Source organism: Phytobacter cepae (genome assembly GCF_054165735.1).
The window spans coordinates 4,361,946-4,378,849 of record NZ_CM135107.1 but is presented as its reverse complement, the minus strand read 5'-3'; the positions used below and the strand labels follow the sequence as shown (position 1 = coordinate 4,378,849).

Annotated in this window: 15 protein-coding genes and 1 pseudogene; 14 read left to right on the top strand and 2 right to left on the bottom strand. The window is 54.1% G+C overall.

Annotated features, from left to right (window positions below):
• The first annotated feature begins 26 nt into the window (after window positions 1-26).
• Window positions 27-659, top strand: a complete 633-nt coding sequence (locus tag ACUY4Q_RS20535; protein ID WP_458047405.1) for an ArsR/SmtB family transcription factor — start codon at window positions 27-29, stop codon at window positions 657-659.
• A 59-nt stretch (window positions 660-718) separates the two neighbouring features.
• On the opposite strand, the gene rpsT is transcribed toward ACUY4Q_RS20535, so the two are convergent.
• Window positions 719-982, bottom strand: a complete 264-nt coding sequence (gene rpsT, locus ACUY4Q_RS20530; RefSeq protein ID WP_437431119.1) for a 30S ribosomal protein S20 — start codon at window positions 980-982, stop codon at window positions 719-721.
• A gap of 104 nt (window positions 983-1,086) precedes the next feature.
• On the opposite strand from rpsT, the pseudogene ACUY4Q_RS20525 reads away from it, so the two are divergent.
• From ACUY4Q_RS20525 to rihC, 7 genes and pseudogenes are all read left to right on the top strand, one after another.
• Window positions 1,087-1,259: pseudogene (locus ACUY4Q_RS20525) on the top strand (DUF2575 domain-containing protein).
• A 49-nt stretch (window positions 1,260-1,308) separates the two neighbouring features.
• Entirely contained in the window at window positions 1,309-2,247 is a 939-nt protein-coding gene (ribF, locus tag ACUY4Q_RS20520) for a bifunctional riboflavin kinase/FAD synthetase (RefSeq protein ID WP_458044524.1), read from the top strand.
• Window positions 2,248-2,284: 37 nt separating this feature from the next.
• The gene (ileS, locus tag ACUY4Q_RS20515) at window positions 2,285-5,101 is read left to right on the top strand and encodes an isoleucine--tRNA ligase (protein ID WP_458044523.1); all 2,817 of its coding nucleotides are present in this window, start codon (window positions 2,285-2,287) and stop codon (window positions 5,099-5,101) included.
• On the top strand, window positions 5,101-5,598 hold the full coding sequence (gene lspA / locus ACUY4Q_RS20510) for a signal peptidase II (protein ID WP_458044522.1): 498 nt from the start codon (window positions 5,101-5,103) through the stop codon (window positions 5,596-5,598). The genes ileS and lspA overlap by 1 nt, the downstream gene beginning before the upstream one ends.
• An 81-nt stretch (window positions 5,599-5,679) precedes the next feature.
• On the top strand, window positions 5,680-6,150 hold the full coding sequence (gene fkpB, locus ACUY4Q_RS20505; RefSeq protein ID WP_458044521.1) for an FKBP-type peptidyl-prolyl cis-trans isomerase: 471 nt from the start codon (window positions 5,680-5,682) through the stop codon (window positions 6,148-6,150).
• Window positions 6,131-7,081 carry a 4-hydroxy-3-methylbut-2-enyl diphosphate reductase gene (gene ispH, locus ACUY4Q_RS20500; RefSeq protein WP_458044520.1) on the top strand — a complete coding sequence of 317 codons (951 nt, stop codon included), beginning with the start codon at window positions 6,131-6,133 and terminating at the stop codon, window positions 7,079-7,081. Before fkpB ends, ispH begins: the two co-directional genes overlap by 20 nt.
• Before the next feature lie 64 nt (window positions 7,082-7,145).
• Window positions 7,146-8,060, top strand: a complete 915-nt coding sequence (rihC, locus tag ACUY4Q_RS20495) for a ribonucleoside hydrolase RihC (RefSeq protein ID WP_458044519.1) — start codon at window positions 7,146-7,148, stop codon at window positions 8,058-8,060.
• Here the strand turns inward: rihC and ACUY4Q_RS20490 are convergent.
• Window positions 8,041-8,955, bottom strand: coding sequence for a LysR family transcriptional regulator (locus ACUY4Q_RS20490; protein ID WP_458044518.1), 915 nt, complete (start codon window positions 8,953-8,955; stop codon window positions 8,041-8,043). The two genes, rihC and ACUY4Q_RS20490, sit on opposite strands and share 20 nt — an antisense overlap.
• Before the next feature lie 92 nt (window positions 8,956-9,047).
• Between ACUY4Q_RS20490 and ACUY4Q_RS20485 the strand changes: the two genes are divergently transcribed.
• The 6 genes from ACUY4Q_RS20485 (at window position 9,048) to ACUY4Q_RS20460 (ending at window position 16,900) form a co-directional block, all read left to right on the top strand.
• Window positions 9,048-9,677: an alanyl-tRNA editing protein gene (locus ACUY4Q_RS20485; protein ID WP_458044517.1), complete on the top strand. Its 630-nt coding sequence runs from the start codon at window positions 9,048-9,050 to the stop codon at window positions 9,675-9,677.
• Between the two features lie 171 nt (window positions 9,678-9,848).
• The gene (gene dapB, locus ACUY4Q_RS20480) at window positions 9,849-10,670 is read left to right on the top strand and encodes a 4-hydroxy-tetrahydrodipicolinate reductase (RefSeq protein ID WP_458044516.1); all 822 of its coding nucleotides are present in this window, start codon (window positions 9,849-9,851) and stop codon (window positions 10,668-10,670) included.
• Between the two features lie 456 nt (window positions 10,671-11,126).
• The gene (carA, locus tag ACUY4Q_RS20475; RefSeq protein ID WP_458044515.1) at window positions 11,127-12,275 is read left to right on the top strand and encodes a glutamine-hydrolyzing carbamoyl-phosphate synthase small subunit; all 1,149 of its coding nucleotides are present in this window, start codon (window positions 11,127-11,129) and stop codon (window positions 12,273-12,275) included.
• A 15-nt stretch (window positions 12,276-12,290) separates the two neighbouring features.
• On the top strand, window positions 12,291-15,515 hold the full coding sequence (carB, locus tag ACUY4Q_RS20470) for a carbamoyl-phosphate synthase large subunit (RefSeq protein ID WP_458044514.1): 3,225 nt from the start codon (window positions 12,291-12,293) through the stop codon (window positions 15,513-15,515).
• A 160-nt stretch (window positions 15,516-15,675) separates the two neighbouring features.
• The gene (locus ACUY4Q_RS20465) at window positions 15,676-16,533 is read left to right on the top strand and encodes a hypothetical protein (protein WP_458044513.1); all 858 of its coding nucleotides are present in this window, start codon (window positions 15,676-15,678) and stop codon (window positions 16,531-16,533) included.
• 133 nt (window positions 16,534-16,666) lie between these two features.
• Window positions 16,667-16,900 (top strand): YgdI/YgdR family lipoprotein, encoded by a 234-nt coding sequence (locus tag ACUY4Q_RS20460; RefSeq protein WP_458044512.1) that lies wholly within the window; start codon window positions 16,667-16,669, stop codon window positions 16,898-16,900.
• Window positions 16,901-16,904 lie beyond the last annotated feature (4 nt).

The window sequence follows — 16,904 nt, the reverse complement described above, 5'->3', positions numbered from 1 at the left end:
GCTCCATCGCGGCGGTCGCTGCCGCGATGGCAGATCCTTCGCGGGTAAAAATGCTCTGTGCGCTCATGGACGGGCGCGCATGGACCGCCACTGAACTCAGCACCGTTGCCGATATCTCTGCCTCCACCGCCAGCGCCCATCTTAATAAGCTGCTGGCCCGGCAATTAGTTAGCTGCCTGAGCCAGGGGCGGCATCGCTATTTTCGTCTTGCCGGGCAGGACATTGCTCAGCTCATCGAACAAATGATGGGCGTCTCCTGGCGGCGGGTAAACCCTCCTGCAACCCGAACGCCTTTCGCCTTAAGGCGCGCACGAACCTGCTACGATCATCTTGCCGGTGAACTGGCGGTAAAAATCTTTGAGGCTTTGCGGAATAAAGGGTGGGTAACGGAAGAGGGGGATGCGCTGACTGAAGAGGGCACGGCTTTCTTTACCGGCATCGGCTTGGCGGTGTCAGGAAAAACGACGAGGAAACGATGCTGCGCATGTCTCGACTGGAGTGAAAGACGTTTTCATCTTGGCGGGCAGGCGGGTGCGCTTTTGCTGCTGCACTTTGAACACAAAGGATGGATTCATCGAACGCCGGGCTTTCGGGAAGTGACGTTTACGGAAGAAGGGATGAGGGGACTACAGGTGTTATTCGCTATCAACCGCGAATAACAGACATAAAAAAACCCGCATTAAGCGGGTTCTTTTCACAAAGTACAGCAAGCGGGCGATTAAGCCAGTTTGCTGATCTGTGCAGTCAGGTTAGCTTTATGACGTGCAGCTTTGTTTTTGTGGATCAGACCCTTAGCGGCCTGGCGATCCACGATCGGTTGCATATCGTCAAATGCTTTCTGTGCAGCAGCTTTGTCGCCAGCTTCAATCGCAGCGTACACTTTCTTGATGAAAGTACGCATCATAGAGCGACGGCTTGCGTTGTGTTTGCGAGCCTTTTCAGACTGAACGGCGCGCTTCTTAGCTGATTTGATATTAGCCAAGGTCCAACTCCCAAATATGATCTATATGGACAATTCAAAGGCCGAGGAATATGCCCTCTTAGCCTTCTTTTGTCAATGGATTTGTGCAAATAAGCGCCGTTAAAATACAACGCTCGTTACGTAGTGATGGCGCAGGATTCTACCAGCTTGCTGACCATGAATACAGCTTTTCCACGATAAAAATCGCTAACCTGGGCAGTTTTTCGTACCAATGGAGGCCAGCTTAATGAAATCCTTCCCCTTTCTGGCGGCTTCTGGCAATCGTCGGTTAACGTAGCACGCTGTACAAGGTATAATCCGACGATTTTCACTGTTTTGAGCCAGACATGAAGCTGATACGTGGCATACATAATCTCAGCCAGGCACCGAAAAAGTGTGTGCTGACTATTGGTAATTTTGACGGCGTGCATCGTGGTCATCAGGCGCTATTACAAGGGCTTAGCGAAGAAGGTCGCCAGCGCGGCTTGCCCGTCGTTGTCATGATCTTCGAACCGCAGCCGCTTGAGCTTTTTGCTGGTGACAAAGCCCCTGCGCGCCTGACCCGTTTGCGTGAAAAGCTACACCTGCTGGCAAAATCAGATGTGGACTACGTGCTATGCATCCGTTTTGATCGCCGTTTTGCGGCCTTAACGGCGCAAAATTTCGTCAGTGACCTGCTGGTTGACAAACTCGGCGTGCAATTTCTTGCCGTGGGGGATGACTTCCGCTTTGGCGCTGGTCGGCAAGGTGATTTCTTGTTATTACAGAAAGCCGGGCAAAAATACGGCTTCGACGTCACCAGTACCCAAACCTTTTGCAGCGGTGGTTCGCGCGTAAGCAGTACCGCGGTCCGCCAGGCGCTGGCTGACGATAATCTCCCGCTCGCTGAAGCATTATTGGGCCACCCGTTCAGTATTTCCGGGCGTGTCGTTCACGGCGATGCACTGGGGCGCACCATAGGTTTTCCGACGGCGAATTTACCGCTGCGTCGTCAGGTCTCCCCTGTTAAAGGGGTGTATGCGGTAGAAGTGGTGGGTTTAGGCGAAACATTGCTGCCTGGCGTGGCCAATATTGGTACGCGCCCAACGGTTGCAGGCGTACGCCAGCAGCTGGAAGTTCATATTCTGGACGTTGCAATGGACCTTTACGGACGCCATATAGATGTAATACTGCGTAAGAAAATACGCAACGAGCAGCGATTTGGCTCGCTGGATGAACTGAAAGCGCAAATCGCACGTGATGAGTCAACGGCCCGCGAGTTCTTTGGGCTATCAAAACCGGCTTAACTGCCTGACACGTAATAAATACGGAACCGAGAATCTGATGAGTGACTATAAATCTACCCTGAATTTGCCGGAAACAGGGTTCCCGATGCGTGGCGATCTCGCCAAACGCGAACCGGGAATGCTGGCGCGTTGGACCGATGATGACCTGTACGGCATCATTCGTGCAGCCAAAAAAGGCAAAAAAACCTTCATTCTGCATGATGGCCCTCCCTATGCGAATGGCAGCATTCATATTGGTCACTCTGTTAACAAGATTCTGAAAGACATTATTGTGAAGTCCAAAGGACTCGCAGGATATGACTCGCCTTACGTTCCCGGCTGGGACTGCCACGGTCTGCCGATTGAACTGAAAGTTGAGCAAGAATTTGGTAAACCGGGCGAGAAATTTACCGCTGCCGAATTCCGCGCTAAATGCCGCGAATACGCAGCGACCCAGGTTGATGGCCAGCGTACGGACTTTATCCGTCTGGGCGTGCTGGGTGACTGGTCACGTCCGTACCTGACCATGGATTTCAAAACGGAAGCCAACATTATTCGTGCGCTGGGTAAAATCATCGGCAACGGTCACCTGCATAAAGGTGCGAAGCCGGTTCACTGGTGCGTAGACTGCCGTTCTGCACTGGCAGAAGCGGAAGTCGAGTATTACGACAAAACCTCCCCGTCTATCGATGTGGCGTTTAACGCCGTCGATCAGGATGCGGTAAAAGCCAAATTTGGCGCCTCCAGCGTGAATGGCCCGATTGCGCTGGTCATCTGGACGACGACCCCATGGACGCTGCCAGCTAACCGTGCGATCTCCCTTTCTCCGGAGTTTGAATACGCGCTGGTACAGGTAGAGGGTCAGGCCGTTATCCTGGCGAAAGATCTGGTCGAAAGCGTTCTGAAACGCGCCAACATCAGCGAATACAGCGTACTGGGTACCGTAAAAGGCGCTGAGCTTGAGCTGATGCGCTTCAAGCACCCGTTCCTGGACTTTGACGTGCCTGCAATCCTTGGCGATCACGTCACCCTGGAAGCCGGTACCGGTGCGGTACATACCGCCGGTGGTCATGGCCCGGACGACTACACGATCAGCCAGAAATACGGTCTGGAAATTGCTAACCCGGTTGGCCCGGATGGCGCGTATCTGCCGGGGACTTTCCCGATTCTGGATGGTGTCAACGTCTTCAAAGCAAACGACATTATCGTCAACCTGCTGCGTGACAATGGTTCGCTGCTGCACGTTGAGAAAATGCAGCACAGCTACCCATGCTGCTGGCGTCACAAGTCACCGATCATCTTCCGCGCTACGCCGCAGTGGTTCGTGAGCATGGATCAGAAAGGCCTGCGCGCGCAGTCGCTGTCTGAGATCAAAGGCGTGCAGTGGATCCCGGACTGGGGTCAGGCACGTATCGAATCCATGGTGGCTAACCGTCCTGACTGGTGCATCTCCCGTCAGCGCACCTGGGGCGTTCCAATGTCTCTGTTCGTGCATAAAGAGACCCAGGAACTGCACCCGAACACCCTGGAGCTGATGGAAGCCGTGGCCAAACGTGTCGAAGTTGACGGCATTCAGGCCTGGTGGGATCTGGATTCCCGCGACATCCTTGGTGACGATGCCGATAACTATGAGAAGGTGCCGGACACGCTGGACGTCTGGTTCGACTCCGGCTCCACGCACTCTTCCGTCGTGGATGTGCGCCCGGAATTCGCCGGCCACGCGGCTGATATGTATCTGGAAGGCTCCGACCAGCATCGTGGCTGGTTTATGTCCTCCCTGATGATTTCAACCGCAATGAAAGGCAAAGCGCCGTACCGCCAGGTGCTGACGCACGGCTTTACCGTTGATGGTCAGGGCCGCAAAATGTCCAAATCCATCGGCAACACCGTGTCGCCGCAGGAAGTGATGAACAAACTGGGCGCGGATATTCTGCGTCTGTGGGTGGCCTCTACCGACTACACCGGCGAAATGGCGGTCTCTGATGAGATCCTCAAACGTGCAGCCGACAGCTATCGTCGTATCCGTAACACCGCGCGCTTCCTGCTGGCGAACCTGAATGGCTTCGATCCGGTAAAAGACATGGTGAAACCGGAAGAGATGGTTGTGCTGGATCGCTGGGCGGTGGGTTGCGCGCAAGCCGCGCAGGAAGACATCGTTAAAGCCTATGAGTCTTACGATTTCCACGAAGTGGTGCAGCGCCTGATGCGTTTCTGCTCCATCGAAATGGGCTCGTTCTATCTCGACATCATCAAAGACCGTCAGTACACCGCGAAAGCAGACAGCGTTGCGCGTCGTAGCTGCCAGACTGCCCTGTTCCACATTGCAGAAGCGCTGGTTCGCTGGATGGCGCCGATCATGTCCTTCACCGCTGATGAAATCTGGGGCTACCTGCCGGGTGAGCGTGAGCAGTATGTCTTCACCGGCGAGTGGTACGAAGGTCTGTTCGGTCTTGCCGATACCGAAGCCATGAACGATGCATTCTGGGACGAGCTGCTGAAAGTGCGCGGCGAAGTGAACAAGGTTATTGAGCAGGCACGTGCTGACAAGAAAGTGGGTGGCTCTCTGGAAGCGGCGGTCACGCTGTTTGCAGAACCCGAACTGGCTGCCAAACTGACCGCACTGGGCGACGAATTACGATTTGTCCTGTTGACCTCGGGTGCAAAAGTTGAAGATTATGCGGGTGCTTCCGCTGATGCCCAACAGAGCGAATTGCTCAAAGGACTGAAAGTGGCGTTAAGCAAAGCCGAAGGGGATAAGTGCCCGCGCTGCTGGCACTACACTCAGGACGTCGGCAAGGTGGCGGAACACGCAGAGATCTGCGGACGCTGTGTCAGCAACGTTGCCGGTGACGGCGAAAAACGTAAGTTTGCCTGATGAGTAAATCTGTCGGTTCAACAGGGCTGCGCTGGCTATGGCTGGTCGTGGCCGTGCTGATTATTGATCTCGGAAGTAAGTACCTGATCCTCCAGAATTTTGCTCTGGGGGACACGGTTTCTTTATTCCCGTCACTTAATCTGCACTATGCGCGTAATTATGGTGCGGCGTTCAGTTTCCTCGCCGATAGTGGTGGCTGGCAGCGTTGGTTCTTTGCCGGTATCGCTATCGGTATCTGTGTTGTGCTGGCGGTGCTGATGTACCGTTCAAAGGCGACGCAGAAGCTGAATAACATCGCGTATGCGCTGATCATTGGTGGGGCGTTGGGCAACTTGTTCGATCGCCTCTGGCATGGCTTTGTCGTCGATATGATCGATTTCTATATGGGCGACTGGCACTTTGCTACCTTTAATCTGGCTGATACTGCCATCTGCATTGGTGCCGCGCTGATCGTGCTGGAAGGGTTCTTACCTTCCAGAGAGAAGAAAGTCGCATAAAAAATGGCCGGGTGATGGCGTCATTGCCTCATCCGGCCAACCGTTTATCGACCTTTGCGTAAAACAAGTGAGCAAACCTGCATGTCAAAATCCATACAGAGTAATAGCGCGGTGCTGGTTCACTTCACGCTCAAGCTCGAAGATGGCTCCACCGCTGAGTCAACCCGCAATAACGGTAAACCGGCCCTGTTTCGCCTCGGAGACGGTTCGCTGTCTGAAGGGCTGGAGCAGCACCTGCTGGGGCTAAAAGAGGGCGAGAAAAAAGCGTTTTCGCTTGAGCCGGATGCCGCTTTTGGCACCCCGATGCCCGATCTTATTCAATATTTTTCCCGCCGCGATTTCATGGACGCAGGTGAGCCAGAAATCGGCGCGATTATGCTCTTTACCTCCATGGATGGCAGTGAAATGCCTGGCGTGATCCGCGAAGTGAACGGCGACTCGATCACCGTTGACTTTAACCATCCGCTGGCAGGTCAAACCGTTCATTTTGATGTCGATGTGCTGGAGATTGAACCGGTACTGGAGGGGTTGAATGCAGATCCTGTTGGCTAACCCGCGTGGTTTTTGCGCTGGGGTTGACCGTGCTATCAGCATTGTTGAAAACGCACTGGAGATCTACGGTGCGCCTATTTATGTTCGTCATGAAGTGGTACATAACCGCTATGTGGTCGACAGCCTGCGCGAACGCGGGGCTATTTTTATTGAGCAAATCAGCGAAGTGCCCGACGGTGCTATTCTGATTTTCTCTGCGCACGGCGTCTCTCAGGCGGTGCGCAATGAAGCCAAAAGCCGCGATCTCACGGTCTTTGATGCGACCTGTCCGCTGGTAACAAAAGTGCATATGGAAGTGGCGCGCGCCAGCCGTCGTGGTGAAGAAGCCATTCTGATCGGTCACGCCGGGCATCCGGAAGTGGAAGGCACGATGGGGCAGTACAGCAACGAGAAGGGCGGCATGTATCTGGTGGAGTCACCAGAAGATGTATCGACGCTTACCATCAAAGATGTCGGCAAACTCTCGTTCATGACCCAGACCACGCTATCGGTGGATGATACTTCTGATGTGATTGATGCGCTGCGTAACCGCTTCCCGAAAATTGTCGGCCCGCGCAAAGATGACATTTGCTATGCCACCACGAATCGTCAGGAGGCCGTCCGTGCGCTGGCATCACAGGCTGAAGTGGTGCTGGTGGTCGGATCAAAAAACTCCTCCAACTCAAATCGCCTGGCCGAACTGGCTCAGCGGATGGGCAAATCCGCCTATCTGATAGATGACGCATCCGATATCCAGGAAGCCTGGGTCAAAGAGATACAATGTGTGGGCGTGACCGCGGGTGCCTCTGCGCCAGACATTCTGGTGCAGAACGTGATTGCGCGTTTGCAGGAGTTGGGCGGCGGCGAAGCCATTCCGCTTGAAGGGCGTGAAGAGAACATTGTTTTCGAAGTGCCGAAAGAGCTACGCGTGGATGTTCGCGAAGTCGAATAACGTTTTCGCCCTGCCGATATGAGAAGATGCCAGACTGATGTCTGGCATTTTTTATGGAGGATTTATGCGCCTGCCGATTATTCTCGACACCGATCCCGGTATTGACGACGCCGCTGCCATCGCCGCCGCGCTTTTTGCCCCAGAGCTTGACCTCAAGCTGATGACCACGGTCGCGGGTAACGTCTCACTGGAAAAAACCACCCGCAACGCATTGCAATTGCTGCATTTCTGGAATGCCGATATTCCCCTCGCTCGGGGAGCTGCAACACCTCTGCTACGCGTGCTCCGTGATGCGGCAAGTGTGCACGGCGAATCGGGTATGGAAGGGTATGCGTTTGTTGAACATCAGCGCCAGCCGTTAGCGAAACCGGCGTTTGAAGCCATTCGCGATGTGCTGATGGCTTCGCCAGAACCAGTGACGTTAGTTGCTATTGGTCCCTTAACCAACATTGCGCTGCTGCTGACGCACTATCCTGAGTGCCAGTTCAACATCCGTCGTCTGGTCATGATGGGAGGCTCAGCCGGGCGTGGCAACTTCACACCCAATGCAGAATTCAATATTGCTGTCGACCCGGAAGCCGCCGCACGGGTGTTCAATAGTGGGCTTGAGATTGTGATGTGCGGTCTGGATGTGACCAATCATGCCACGCTGACACCTGAATATCTGGCCTCATTGCCGCAGCTGAATGAGACGGGAAAAATGCTGCATGCCGTGTTCAGTCACTACCGCAGCGGCAGCATGACAACCGGTCTGCGGATGCATGATCTGTGCGCCATTGCCTGGCTGGTGCGTCCCTCATTGTTTACCCTGAAGCCCTGCTTTGTGGCGGTCGAAACGCAAGGTACCTGGACTGCAGGCACCACCGTGGTGGATATCGAAGGCAAGCTCGGTCAACCGGCTAATGCGCAGGTGGCGCTGGGGATTGATATTGATGCGTTTCGTGAATGGGTCGCCGACGTCATTGGTCTGGCACCTTAACGGGCATTTTCTCACTGAGATAATCGATCATGACCCGCATTCGTGCGGGCATATGTTTTCCTGACGACCACAGCAGCCACAGCTCCCCTGAATACGTACTGGTAAACTCCCATTCCGGCAGTACCTGAATCACCTCACCGCTCGCCAGTTTCTCTTGTGCGGTAAACAGAGGGAGGCTGCCAATACCCAGATGATTCAACACCGCATCCAGCCGTACACCCGTGTGGTTCGCCGCATAGCGCCCACGGGTCTGCACGCTTTCGGCATGACCATTTTTGCGAAATTTCCAACGTGCATCTGCGGGGTTTTCTCCAAGGCTAATGCAACTGTGATAACGAAGATCCTGCGGCCGCTCTGGCAGGCCATGCTGCTTAAGATATTCCGGCGTTGCACAAATAAGATGGCTGATGGGCATTAAGGGCCTGCCATACAGGCCGGGCGACGGGGAGTGGGTAATGCGCAACGCGAGATCGATACTCTCGTCAATTAAATCCATATAACGATCTTCCAGGCGAAGCCGCACGTTGACCTGCGGATAGCGTTCCAGAAACTCCCTCATCAATGGATGAATAACACTCCGTCCTACGGCTTTCGGCACGCTGAGCGTCAGTGTTCCCTGGGCGATATCCTGCACGCTGCTGCCGGAATTCAACGCCTGCTTTGCCGCTTCCAGCATAGACAGCGCGTGAAGATAGACGCTATGCCCGGATTCACTTAGCCGCAGTTTACGCGTTGTACGGTGCAGGAGTTTGTTGCCTAGCGCCGCTTCCAGTCGCGATACACAGCGACTCATGGCGGAGGGTGTCGCGCCCGTCATGCGGGCCGCAGCAGAAAAACTGCCCTGATCAACGATCAGAACGAAGGTCGCAAGATCCGGGAGCAACGTGAGGTTCATTTGTGTCTGCCAGGCAAAAGTGCATTGAATTCGTCACGGATTATCGTGTTCAGGAAAAATAATATACTGACGGTAACGAGAGGAGAAAGCCAGTGACGAAACGAGATTACTACACCCGCGATGATACCTATGGTGAGGCACATATCCTGCGATGTATCGCCACCCATGACGGTTATTTTGATAGTGAACTGGATGCAACGCTGTTTCATCCTCAGGGGGGCGGGCAGCCTGCTGATAAGGGTTGGATTGGCAATGTGCCGGTGCTGAGCGTATTCAACGACGGGGAGACCGTATGGCACCGGACGTCCGAACCCGTGGCGACGGGGCCCGTTGCTATTCGTGTGGACAGCGAGTTACGCGCATTACATGCCCGCTGGCACTCCGCCGGGCATTTGATTGGTTATGCAGGAGAACTGCATGGTTGGCAACCAGTAAAAGCCCATCACTGGCCGGGAGAAGGGCGCATTACTTTTACCGGAAACAGCGTGGGCGCTGCCCCTGACGCCAGCCTGATCGAGGCGCAAATTTCGGCATGGATCGCAGACTCATTACCAAGAAAAATTGAATTTATTGACGGCAAACGCGAGGTGCGTTTTGGCGAATTACCCGCGTATGGCTGCGGCGGCACCCATTCGCAGACTACGGGCGAAATAGGGCATGTCACCCTCACCAGTGTAAAAATGAAAAAAGGACAGCTTGTGGTGAGCTACACCCTGAGCTAACGCTGCCCGTTTTCAGGCTTAAAACGCAACATGCGCACTCATGCCTTTTACTGATACTCCATGCTGTTTATCATTTAATTCTAATTATCGGTGTTTTCGGCTGGCAGGCCCAACGCGGGCTGGTTAATCTGGAAGCGATTTTCAGCATTTTATTAACAAAAGAGTACAACTATGCATGATGCACAAATCCGCGTAGCGATCGCGGGTGCCGGCGGTCGTATGGGCCGTCAGTTAATCCAGGCCACGCTGCAAATGGATGGCGTTCAACTTGGCGCAGCGCTGGAGCGCGACGGTTCTTCCCTGCTGGGTAGCGATGCGGGAGAACTGGCCGGCGTCGGTAAAACGGGTGTCACCGTGAGCAGTGACCTGCAGGCCGTAAAAGATGATTTTGATGTTTTTATCGATTTTACCCGTCCGGAAGGCACGCTGGCGCATCTGGATTTCTGCCGTAAGCATCAAAAAGGGATGGTGATTGGCACCACCGGCTTTGATGACGCAGGCAAGCAGGCTATCAGTGATGCCTCGAAAGAGATCGGCATTGTCTTTGCTGCCAACTTCAGCGTGGGCGTCAACGTCATGCTCAAGCTGCTGGAGAAAGCAGCCAAAGTGATGGGCAACTATACCGATATTGAAATCGTTGAAGCTCACCACCGTCATAAAGTGGATGCGCCTTCTGGCACGGCGCTGGCGATGGGCGAAGCGATTGCGCATGCGTTGGATAAAGATTTGAAAGAGTGCGCCGTGTATAGCCGCGAAGGTTATACCGGCGAACGCGTCCCTGGCACCATCGGTTTTGCGACCGTACGTGCAGGCGACATCATTGGTGAGCATACCGCGATGTTCGCCGACATAGGTGAGCGCGTAGAGATTAGCCATAAGGCTTCAAGCCGCATGACATTTGCAAACGGCGCCGTTAGATCGGCATTGTGGCTAAAATCAAAGCAAAATGGTCTTTTTGATATGCGAGATGTGCTCGATCTTAACAATTTATAGCATTTTTTACCCATCGTGATGTGGTTATTGCAGTCTTAATCTATTGATTGCATAGGGCAATATTTTATTGCCCTTTTATTTTAACTTTCTCATGTCTATTTAAATGTAAGTGCTTTGTTTATTTCTGTTATCCCCCTATTTTTTGTTGGTTAAACGTTAATTTTGACCAAATGGTCCACTTTTTCTGGTTCCAGGCCTTGGCAAATCATTTATGCCGCTGCGCAAGCGTTTACGTAGGTGAGATAAACCGATCTTTTTCCGCTTAAAACCATGCTATTCTTTCCAGGGGCGCAAAAAGACATGAAAAATATGCGCGATAAGTTGACTTTTACCCTGCATGTCTCCAGAATGCCGCCGTTTGCAAAAAATTCGCGGCTACGCAGATTTGCATTGATTCAAGGTCCATATTTGAATTAATATGCAAATAAAGTGAGTGAATATTCTCTGGAGGGTGTTTTGATTAAGTCAGCGCTATTGGTTCTGGAAGACGGAACCCAGTTTTACGGTCGGGCCATAGGGGCAACAGGTTCGGCGGTTGGGGAAGTCGTTTTCAATACTTCAATGACCGGTTATCAAGAAATCCTCACTGATCCTTCCTATTCCCGCCAAATCGTCACTCTTACTTATCCCCATATTGGTAATGTCGGCACTAACGCCGCTGATGAAGAATCTTCTCAAGTTCATGCGCAAGGCCTGATTATTCGTGACCTGCCGCTGATTGCCAGTAACTACCGTAATACGGAAGACCTCTCTTCTTACCTGAAACGTCATAACATCGTGGCGATTGCCGATATCGATACCCGTAAGTTGACGCGTCTGCTGCGTGAGAAAGGCGCGCAGAACGGCTGCATCATCGCGGGTGATAACCTGGACGCGGCCCTGGCGCAGGAAAAGGCGAAAGCCTTCCCGGGCCTGAACGGCATGGATCTGGCGAAAGAAGTGACCACGGCTGAAACCTACAGCTGGACGCAGGGAAGCTGGACCCTTGCGGGCGACCTGCCGGAAGCCCAAAAAGAGAGCGAATTGCCATTCCACGTGGTGGCTTATGACTACGGCGCAAAACGTAACATCCTGCGCATGTTGGTTGACCGCGGTTGCCGTCTGACCGTTGTGCCGGCAAAAACCCCGGCAGACGAAGTGCTGAAGATGAATCCTGATGGGATCTTCCTCTCCAACGGCCCGGGCGATCCGGCACCGTGCGACTACGCCATTTCTGCTATCAAAACGTTCCTTGAGACGGATATTCCGGTCTTCGGCATCTGCCTCGGCCATCAGCTGCTGGCGCTGGCGAGCGGTGCGAAGACCGTGAAGATGAAGTTTGGTCACCACGGTGGTAACCACCCGGTGAAAGATATCGACAACAACACGGTGATGATCACCGCGCAGAACCACGGTTTTGCGGTGGATGAAGCGTCTATGCCGGCAACGCTGCGCGTCACGCACAAGTCGCTGTTCGATGGCACCCTGCAGGGGATTCATCGTACCGACAAACCGGCATTCAGCTTCCAGGGGCACCCGGAAGCGAGCCCGGGCCCGCACGATGCCGCGCCGCTGTTCGACCACTTTATCGAATTGATTAAGCACTACCGTTCTTCAGCAAAATAATCAGGAGCAAACAAAATGCCAAAACGTACAGACATAAAAAGCATCCTGATTCTTGGCGCTGGCCCGATCGTTATCGGCCAGGCTTGTGAATTTGACTACTCCGGCGCGCAGGCGTGTAAAGCGCTGCGCGAAGAGGGTTACCGCGTCATTCTGGTGAACTCCAACCCGGCGACCATCATGACCGACCCGGAAATGGCCGATGCGACCTACATCGAGCCGATTCACTGGGAAGTGGTACGCAAGATTATCGAAAAAGAGCGCCCGGATGCGGTGCTGCCGACCATGGGCGGCCAGACAGCGCTGAACTGCGCGCTGGAGCTTGAGCGTCAGGGCGTACTCGAAGAGTTTGGTGTGACCATGATTGGTGCGACCGCCGATGCGATTGATAAAGCGGAAGACCGTCGTCGTTTCGACGTGGCGATGAAGAAAATCGGCCTCGACACCGCACGTTCCGGTATCGCGCATACCATGGAAGAAGCGCTGGCGGTGGCCGCTGACGTGGGTTATCCGTGCATCATCCGCCCATCCTTCACCATGGGCGGCACCGGCGGCGGTATTGCTTATAACCGCGAAGAGTTTGAAGAAATCTGCGAACGCGGTCTGGATCTTTCCCCCACTAAAGAGCTGCTGATTGATGAGTCGCTGATTGGCTGGAAAGAGTACGAGATGGAAGTGGTGCGTGATAAGAATGACAACTGCATCATCGTCTGCTCTATCGAAAACTTTGATGCGATGGGCATCCACACCGGTGACTCCATCACCGTGGCGCCAGCCCAGACGCTGACCGACAAAGAGTACCAAATCATGCGTAACGCCTCGATGGCGGTACTGCGTGAAATCGGCGTAGAGACCGGCGGTTCTAACGTGCAGTTCTCGGTGAACCCGAAAGACGGTCGCCTGATTGTTATCGAAATGAACCCGCGCGTCTCCCGCTCCTCGGCGCTGGCCTCGAAAGCCACCGGCTTCCCGATCGCTAAAGTCGCCGCGAAGCTGGCGGTCGGTTACACCCTGGATGAGCTGATGAACGACATCACCGGCGGCCGTACCCCGGCGTCGTTTGAGCCGTCCATCGACTACGTTGTGACCAAAATCCCACGCTTTAACTTCGAGAAATTCGTCGGCGCCAACGACCGTCTCACCACCCAGATGAAGTCAGTGGGCGAAGTGATGGCGATTGGCCGCACCCAGCAGGAGTCCCTGCAGAAAGCGCTGCGCGGCCTGGAAGTCGGCGCGACCGGCTTCGACCCGAAAGTGAGCCTCGACGACCCGGAAGCGCTGACCAAGATTCGCCGCGAGCTGAAAGATGCGGGCGCAGAGCGTATCTGGTACATCGCGGACGCTTTCCGCGCCGGTCTGTCCGTGGATGGCGTGTTCAACCTGACCAACATCGACCGCTGGTTCCTCGTGCAGATTGAAGAGCTGGTACGTCTGGAAGAGAAAGTAGCGGAAGTCGGTATTACCGGCCTCGATGCTGACTTCCTGCGTCACCTGAAACGTAAAGGCTTTGCCGATGCGCGTCTGGCGACCCTGGCGGGCGTGCGCGAAGCGGAAATCCGCAAGCTGCGCGACCAGTACGACCTGCATCCGGTATACAAGCGCGTGGACACCTGCGCGGCGGAATTTGCGACAGACACCGCTTACATGTACTCCACCTATGAAGATGAGTGCGAAGCGAACCCGTCCGTTGACCGTGACAAAATCATGGTCCTCGGCGGCGGCCCGAACCGTATCGGTCAGGGTATCGAATTCGACTACTGCTGCGTTCACGCCTCCCTGGCGCTGCGCGAAGACGGTTTTGAGACCATCATGGTCAACTGTAACCCGGAAACCGTGTCGACTGACTATGACACCTCCGACCGTCTCTACTTCGAACCGGTGACGCTGGAAGACGTCCTGGAAATCGTGCGCATCGAGAAGCCGAAAGGCGTTATCGTGCAGTACGGCGGCCAGACTCCGCTGAAGCTGGCGCGTGCGCTTGAAGCCGCAGGCGTACCGGTTATTGGTACCAGCCCGGACGCAATTGACCGTGCTGAAGACCGCGAGCGTTTCCAGCAGGCGGTTGACCGTCTGAAGCTGAAACAGCCGGCGAATGCCACCGTGACCGCGATTGAAATGGCAGTCGAAAAAGCGAAAGAGATTGGTTACCCGCTGGTGGTGCGCCCATCCTACGTGCTGGGCGGTCGTGCGATGGAAATCGTTTACGACGAAATCGACCTGCGCCGTTACTTCCAGACCGCCGTCAGCGTCTCTAACGACGCGCCGGTGCTGCTGGACCGCTTCCTTGACGACGCGGTGGAAGTGGACGTTGATGCCATCTGCGACGGCGAAAGGGTGCTGATTGGCGGCATCATGGAGCACATCGAGCAGGCAGGCGTACACTCCGGCGACTCCGCCTGTTCGCTGCCAGCCTACACCCTGAGCAAAGAGATTCAGGACGTAATGCGCGAGCAGGTGCAAAAACTGGCTTTCGAGCTGCAGGTGCGCGGCCTGATGAACGTGCAGTTTGCGGTGAAAGACAATGAAGTCTACCTGATTGAAGTCAACCCGCGTGCCGCGCGTACCGTGCCGTTCGTCTCCAAAGCGACCGGCGTGCCGCTGGCGAAAGTCGCCGCGCGCGTGATGGCAGGCCAGACCCTGGCCCAGCAGGGTGTCACCAAAGAGATCATTCCACCGTACTACTCGGTGAAAGAGGTGGTGCTGCCGTTCAACAAATTCCCGGGCGTTGACCCGCTGTTAGGGCCGGAAATGCGTTCTACCGGTGAAGTCATGGGCGTCGGCCGCACCTTCGCGGAAGCGTTCGCCAAGGCACAGCTCGGCAGCAACTCGACGATGAAGAAACAGGGCCGTGCGCTGCTCTCCGTACGCGAAGGCGACAAAGAGCGCGTGGTTGATCTGGCGGCAAAACTGCTGAAGTTTGGTTTCGAGCTGGATGCGACCCACGGTACCGCGATTGTGCTGGGCGAAGCCGGTATTAACCCGCGTCTGGTTAACAAGGTGCATGAAGGTCGTCCGCACATTCAGGACCGCATCAAGAATGGCGAATATACCTACATCATCAACACCACCGCAGGTCGCCAGGCGATTGAAGACTCCAAGCTGATTCGCCGCAGCGCCCTGCAGTACAAAGTGCACTACGACACCACGCTGAACGGCGGTTTCGCAACGGCCATGGCGCTGAACGCGGATGCCACCGAGAAGGTGATTTCAGTGCAGGAAATGCATGCGCAGATCGCCAAATAAGGCATTGTGAATAAGCCAAAAGCCAGCGTAAGCTGGCTTTTTTTATCGCCCGCCCCCCCTAAATTTAATAGCCAATTTCTTTTTCACTCCCGGGTGACCATCCTTTACCCTTAAACCGTGTCGTTTAATGAGTCCGTCTTTCACGTTCAAGGAGAAACACGTGTTAAAAAGAATTATGCTTTTGGGTGCCTGCATGGCGTTGACCGCCTGCTTTGGCGACAGCAAAGAGTTCCTTATTGATAACCCAACCGGGCAACCCTTAGCCATTTCGATCGACGATCAAAAAATAACGATTCCGGCACAGGAATCGCAAAATATTAAACTCGATGCCGGTCAACATACGCTGACGCTGGCAAACGGTGAAACGGTCAAATTCAGCGTGTTTGATGCCTGGCCTCGCTCGGGCGAAAGCGGTCTCATTAACCCTACCCGCACCCGTTATATTTACGTGGTACAGAAGTACCTGGCGGAAGGGGTACAGCCAGCCGGTGAAAACAGTGACGTGCATACGCTGACGATTGATGGACAGACCGTTACCGGTCCGTTCAACGATCTGGGTAGCGAGCTGTTTATTGATAAATTCGCGAATAGCTGGGAATTGAACCCGACAGAGGCTCTCCCGCAATCGATGTCATCGACATCGAAGGACAATTACAAAACCAAAATTTTCCGCCTTCAGGACTTTAAGCATTATTATAATAATGAGTTTTCCCCATCAGCCGACTACAGCCAAAATATGCGTATCACTGAGTCGCGCTATCAGCCGCCTGAAATAACCGCCAAATTTAATTCTCCGGAACTGCAGCAAAACCTGAATGACGCCACCAAAATTTATACCGCCTTTATTCATGCAGAGTCGGCAGGTGAGCAAAAAGATTTGCTGGATGAGTTTGAAAAACAGAACCGTGAGAAATGGCGTAAACCTACAACGGGTGGCGAAGAAACAACCCGCTACTATGAAGTTATGAGCAACATGAATCACATAATGATGAGCTCCATTCTTGAGCTTAAGCCGTAACTTCTCTCTGCCGGGCATCGACTTGCCGCGATGCCCGGTCTCAGAACCTTCCGTATTTCCATAAATTTTCAGTGAGTTAAACTAAAATAACGAGGTAAGTAATTAAATCCATCTGAAAGCAGGGGAGAACACCATGCGATCGAAACTACTGATAACGTCTATCTTTGCTGCAGCCACGCTCTTTACCGTTGCCGGTTGTTCATCCAATCAGGCCGTAAAAACCACCGACGGCAAAACCATTGTGACGGACGGTAAACCCGAAGTGGATAGCGATACCGGGCTGGTTTCCTATGAAAATGCCGAAACCGGTAAAACCGAACAGATTAACCGCGATCAGGTGAAAAACATGAGCGAGCTGGATAACTGATCCC

Excerpts from the sequence above, each read along its gene's own strand:
- ACUY4Q_RS20535 (WP_458047405.1), top strand. The coding sequence starts at position 27 with ATGGCAGATCCTTCGCGGGTAAAAATGCTCTGTGCGCTCATGGACGGG.
- ribF (WP_458044524.1), top strand. The coding sequence starts at position 1,309 with ATGAAGCTGATACGTGGCATACATAATCTCAGCCAGGCACCGAAAAAG.
- ileS (WP_458044523.1), top strand. The coding sequence starts at position 2,285 with ATGAGTGACTATAAATCTACCCTGAATTTGCCGGAAACAGGGTTCCCG.
- lspA (WP_458044522.1), top strand. The coding sequence starts at position 5,101 with ATGAGTAAATCTGTCGGTTCAACAGGGCTGCGCTGGCTATGGCTGGTC.
- fkpB (WP_458044521.1), top strand. The coding sequence starts at position 5,680 with ATGTCAAAATCCATACAGAGTAATAGCGCGGTGCTGGTTCACTTCACG.
- ispH (WP_458044520.1), top strand. The coding sequence starts at position 6,131 with ATGCAGATCCTGTTGGCTAACCCGCGTGGTTTTTGCGCTGGGGTTGAC.
- rihC (WP_458044519.1), top strand. The coding sequence starts at position 7,146 with ATGCGCCTGCCGATTATTCTCGACACCGATCCCGGTATTGACGACGCC.
- ACUY4Q_RS20490 (WP_458044518.1), bottom strand. The coding sequence starts at position 8,955 with ATGAACCTCACGTTGCTCCCGGATCTTGCGACCTTCGTTCTGATCGTT.
- dapB (WP_458044516.1), top strand. The coding sequence starts at position 9,849 with ATGCATGATGCACAAATCCGCGTAGCGATCGCGGGTGCCGGCGGTCGT.
- carB (WP_458044514.1), top strand. The coding sequence starts at position 12,291 with ATGCCAAAACGTACAGACATAAAAAGCATCCTGATTCTTGGCGCTGGC.
- ACUY4Q_RS20460 (WP_458044512.1), top strand. The coding sequence starts at position 16,667 with ATGCGATCGAAACTACTGATAACGTCTATCTTTGCTGCAGCCACGCTC.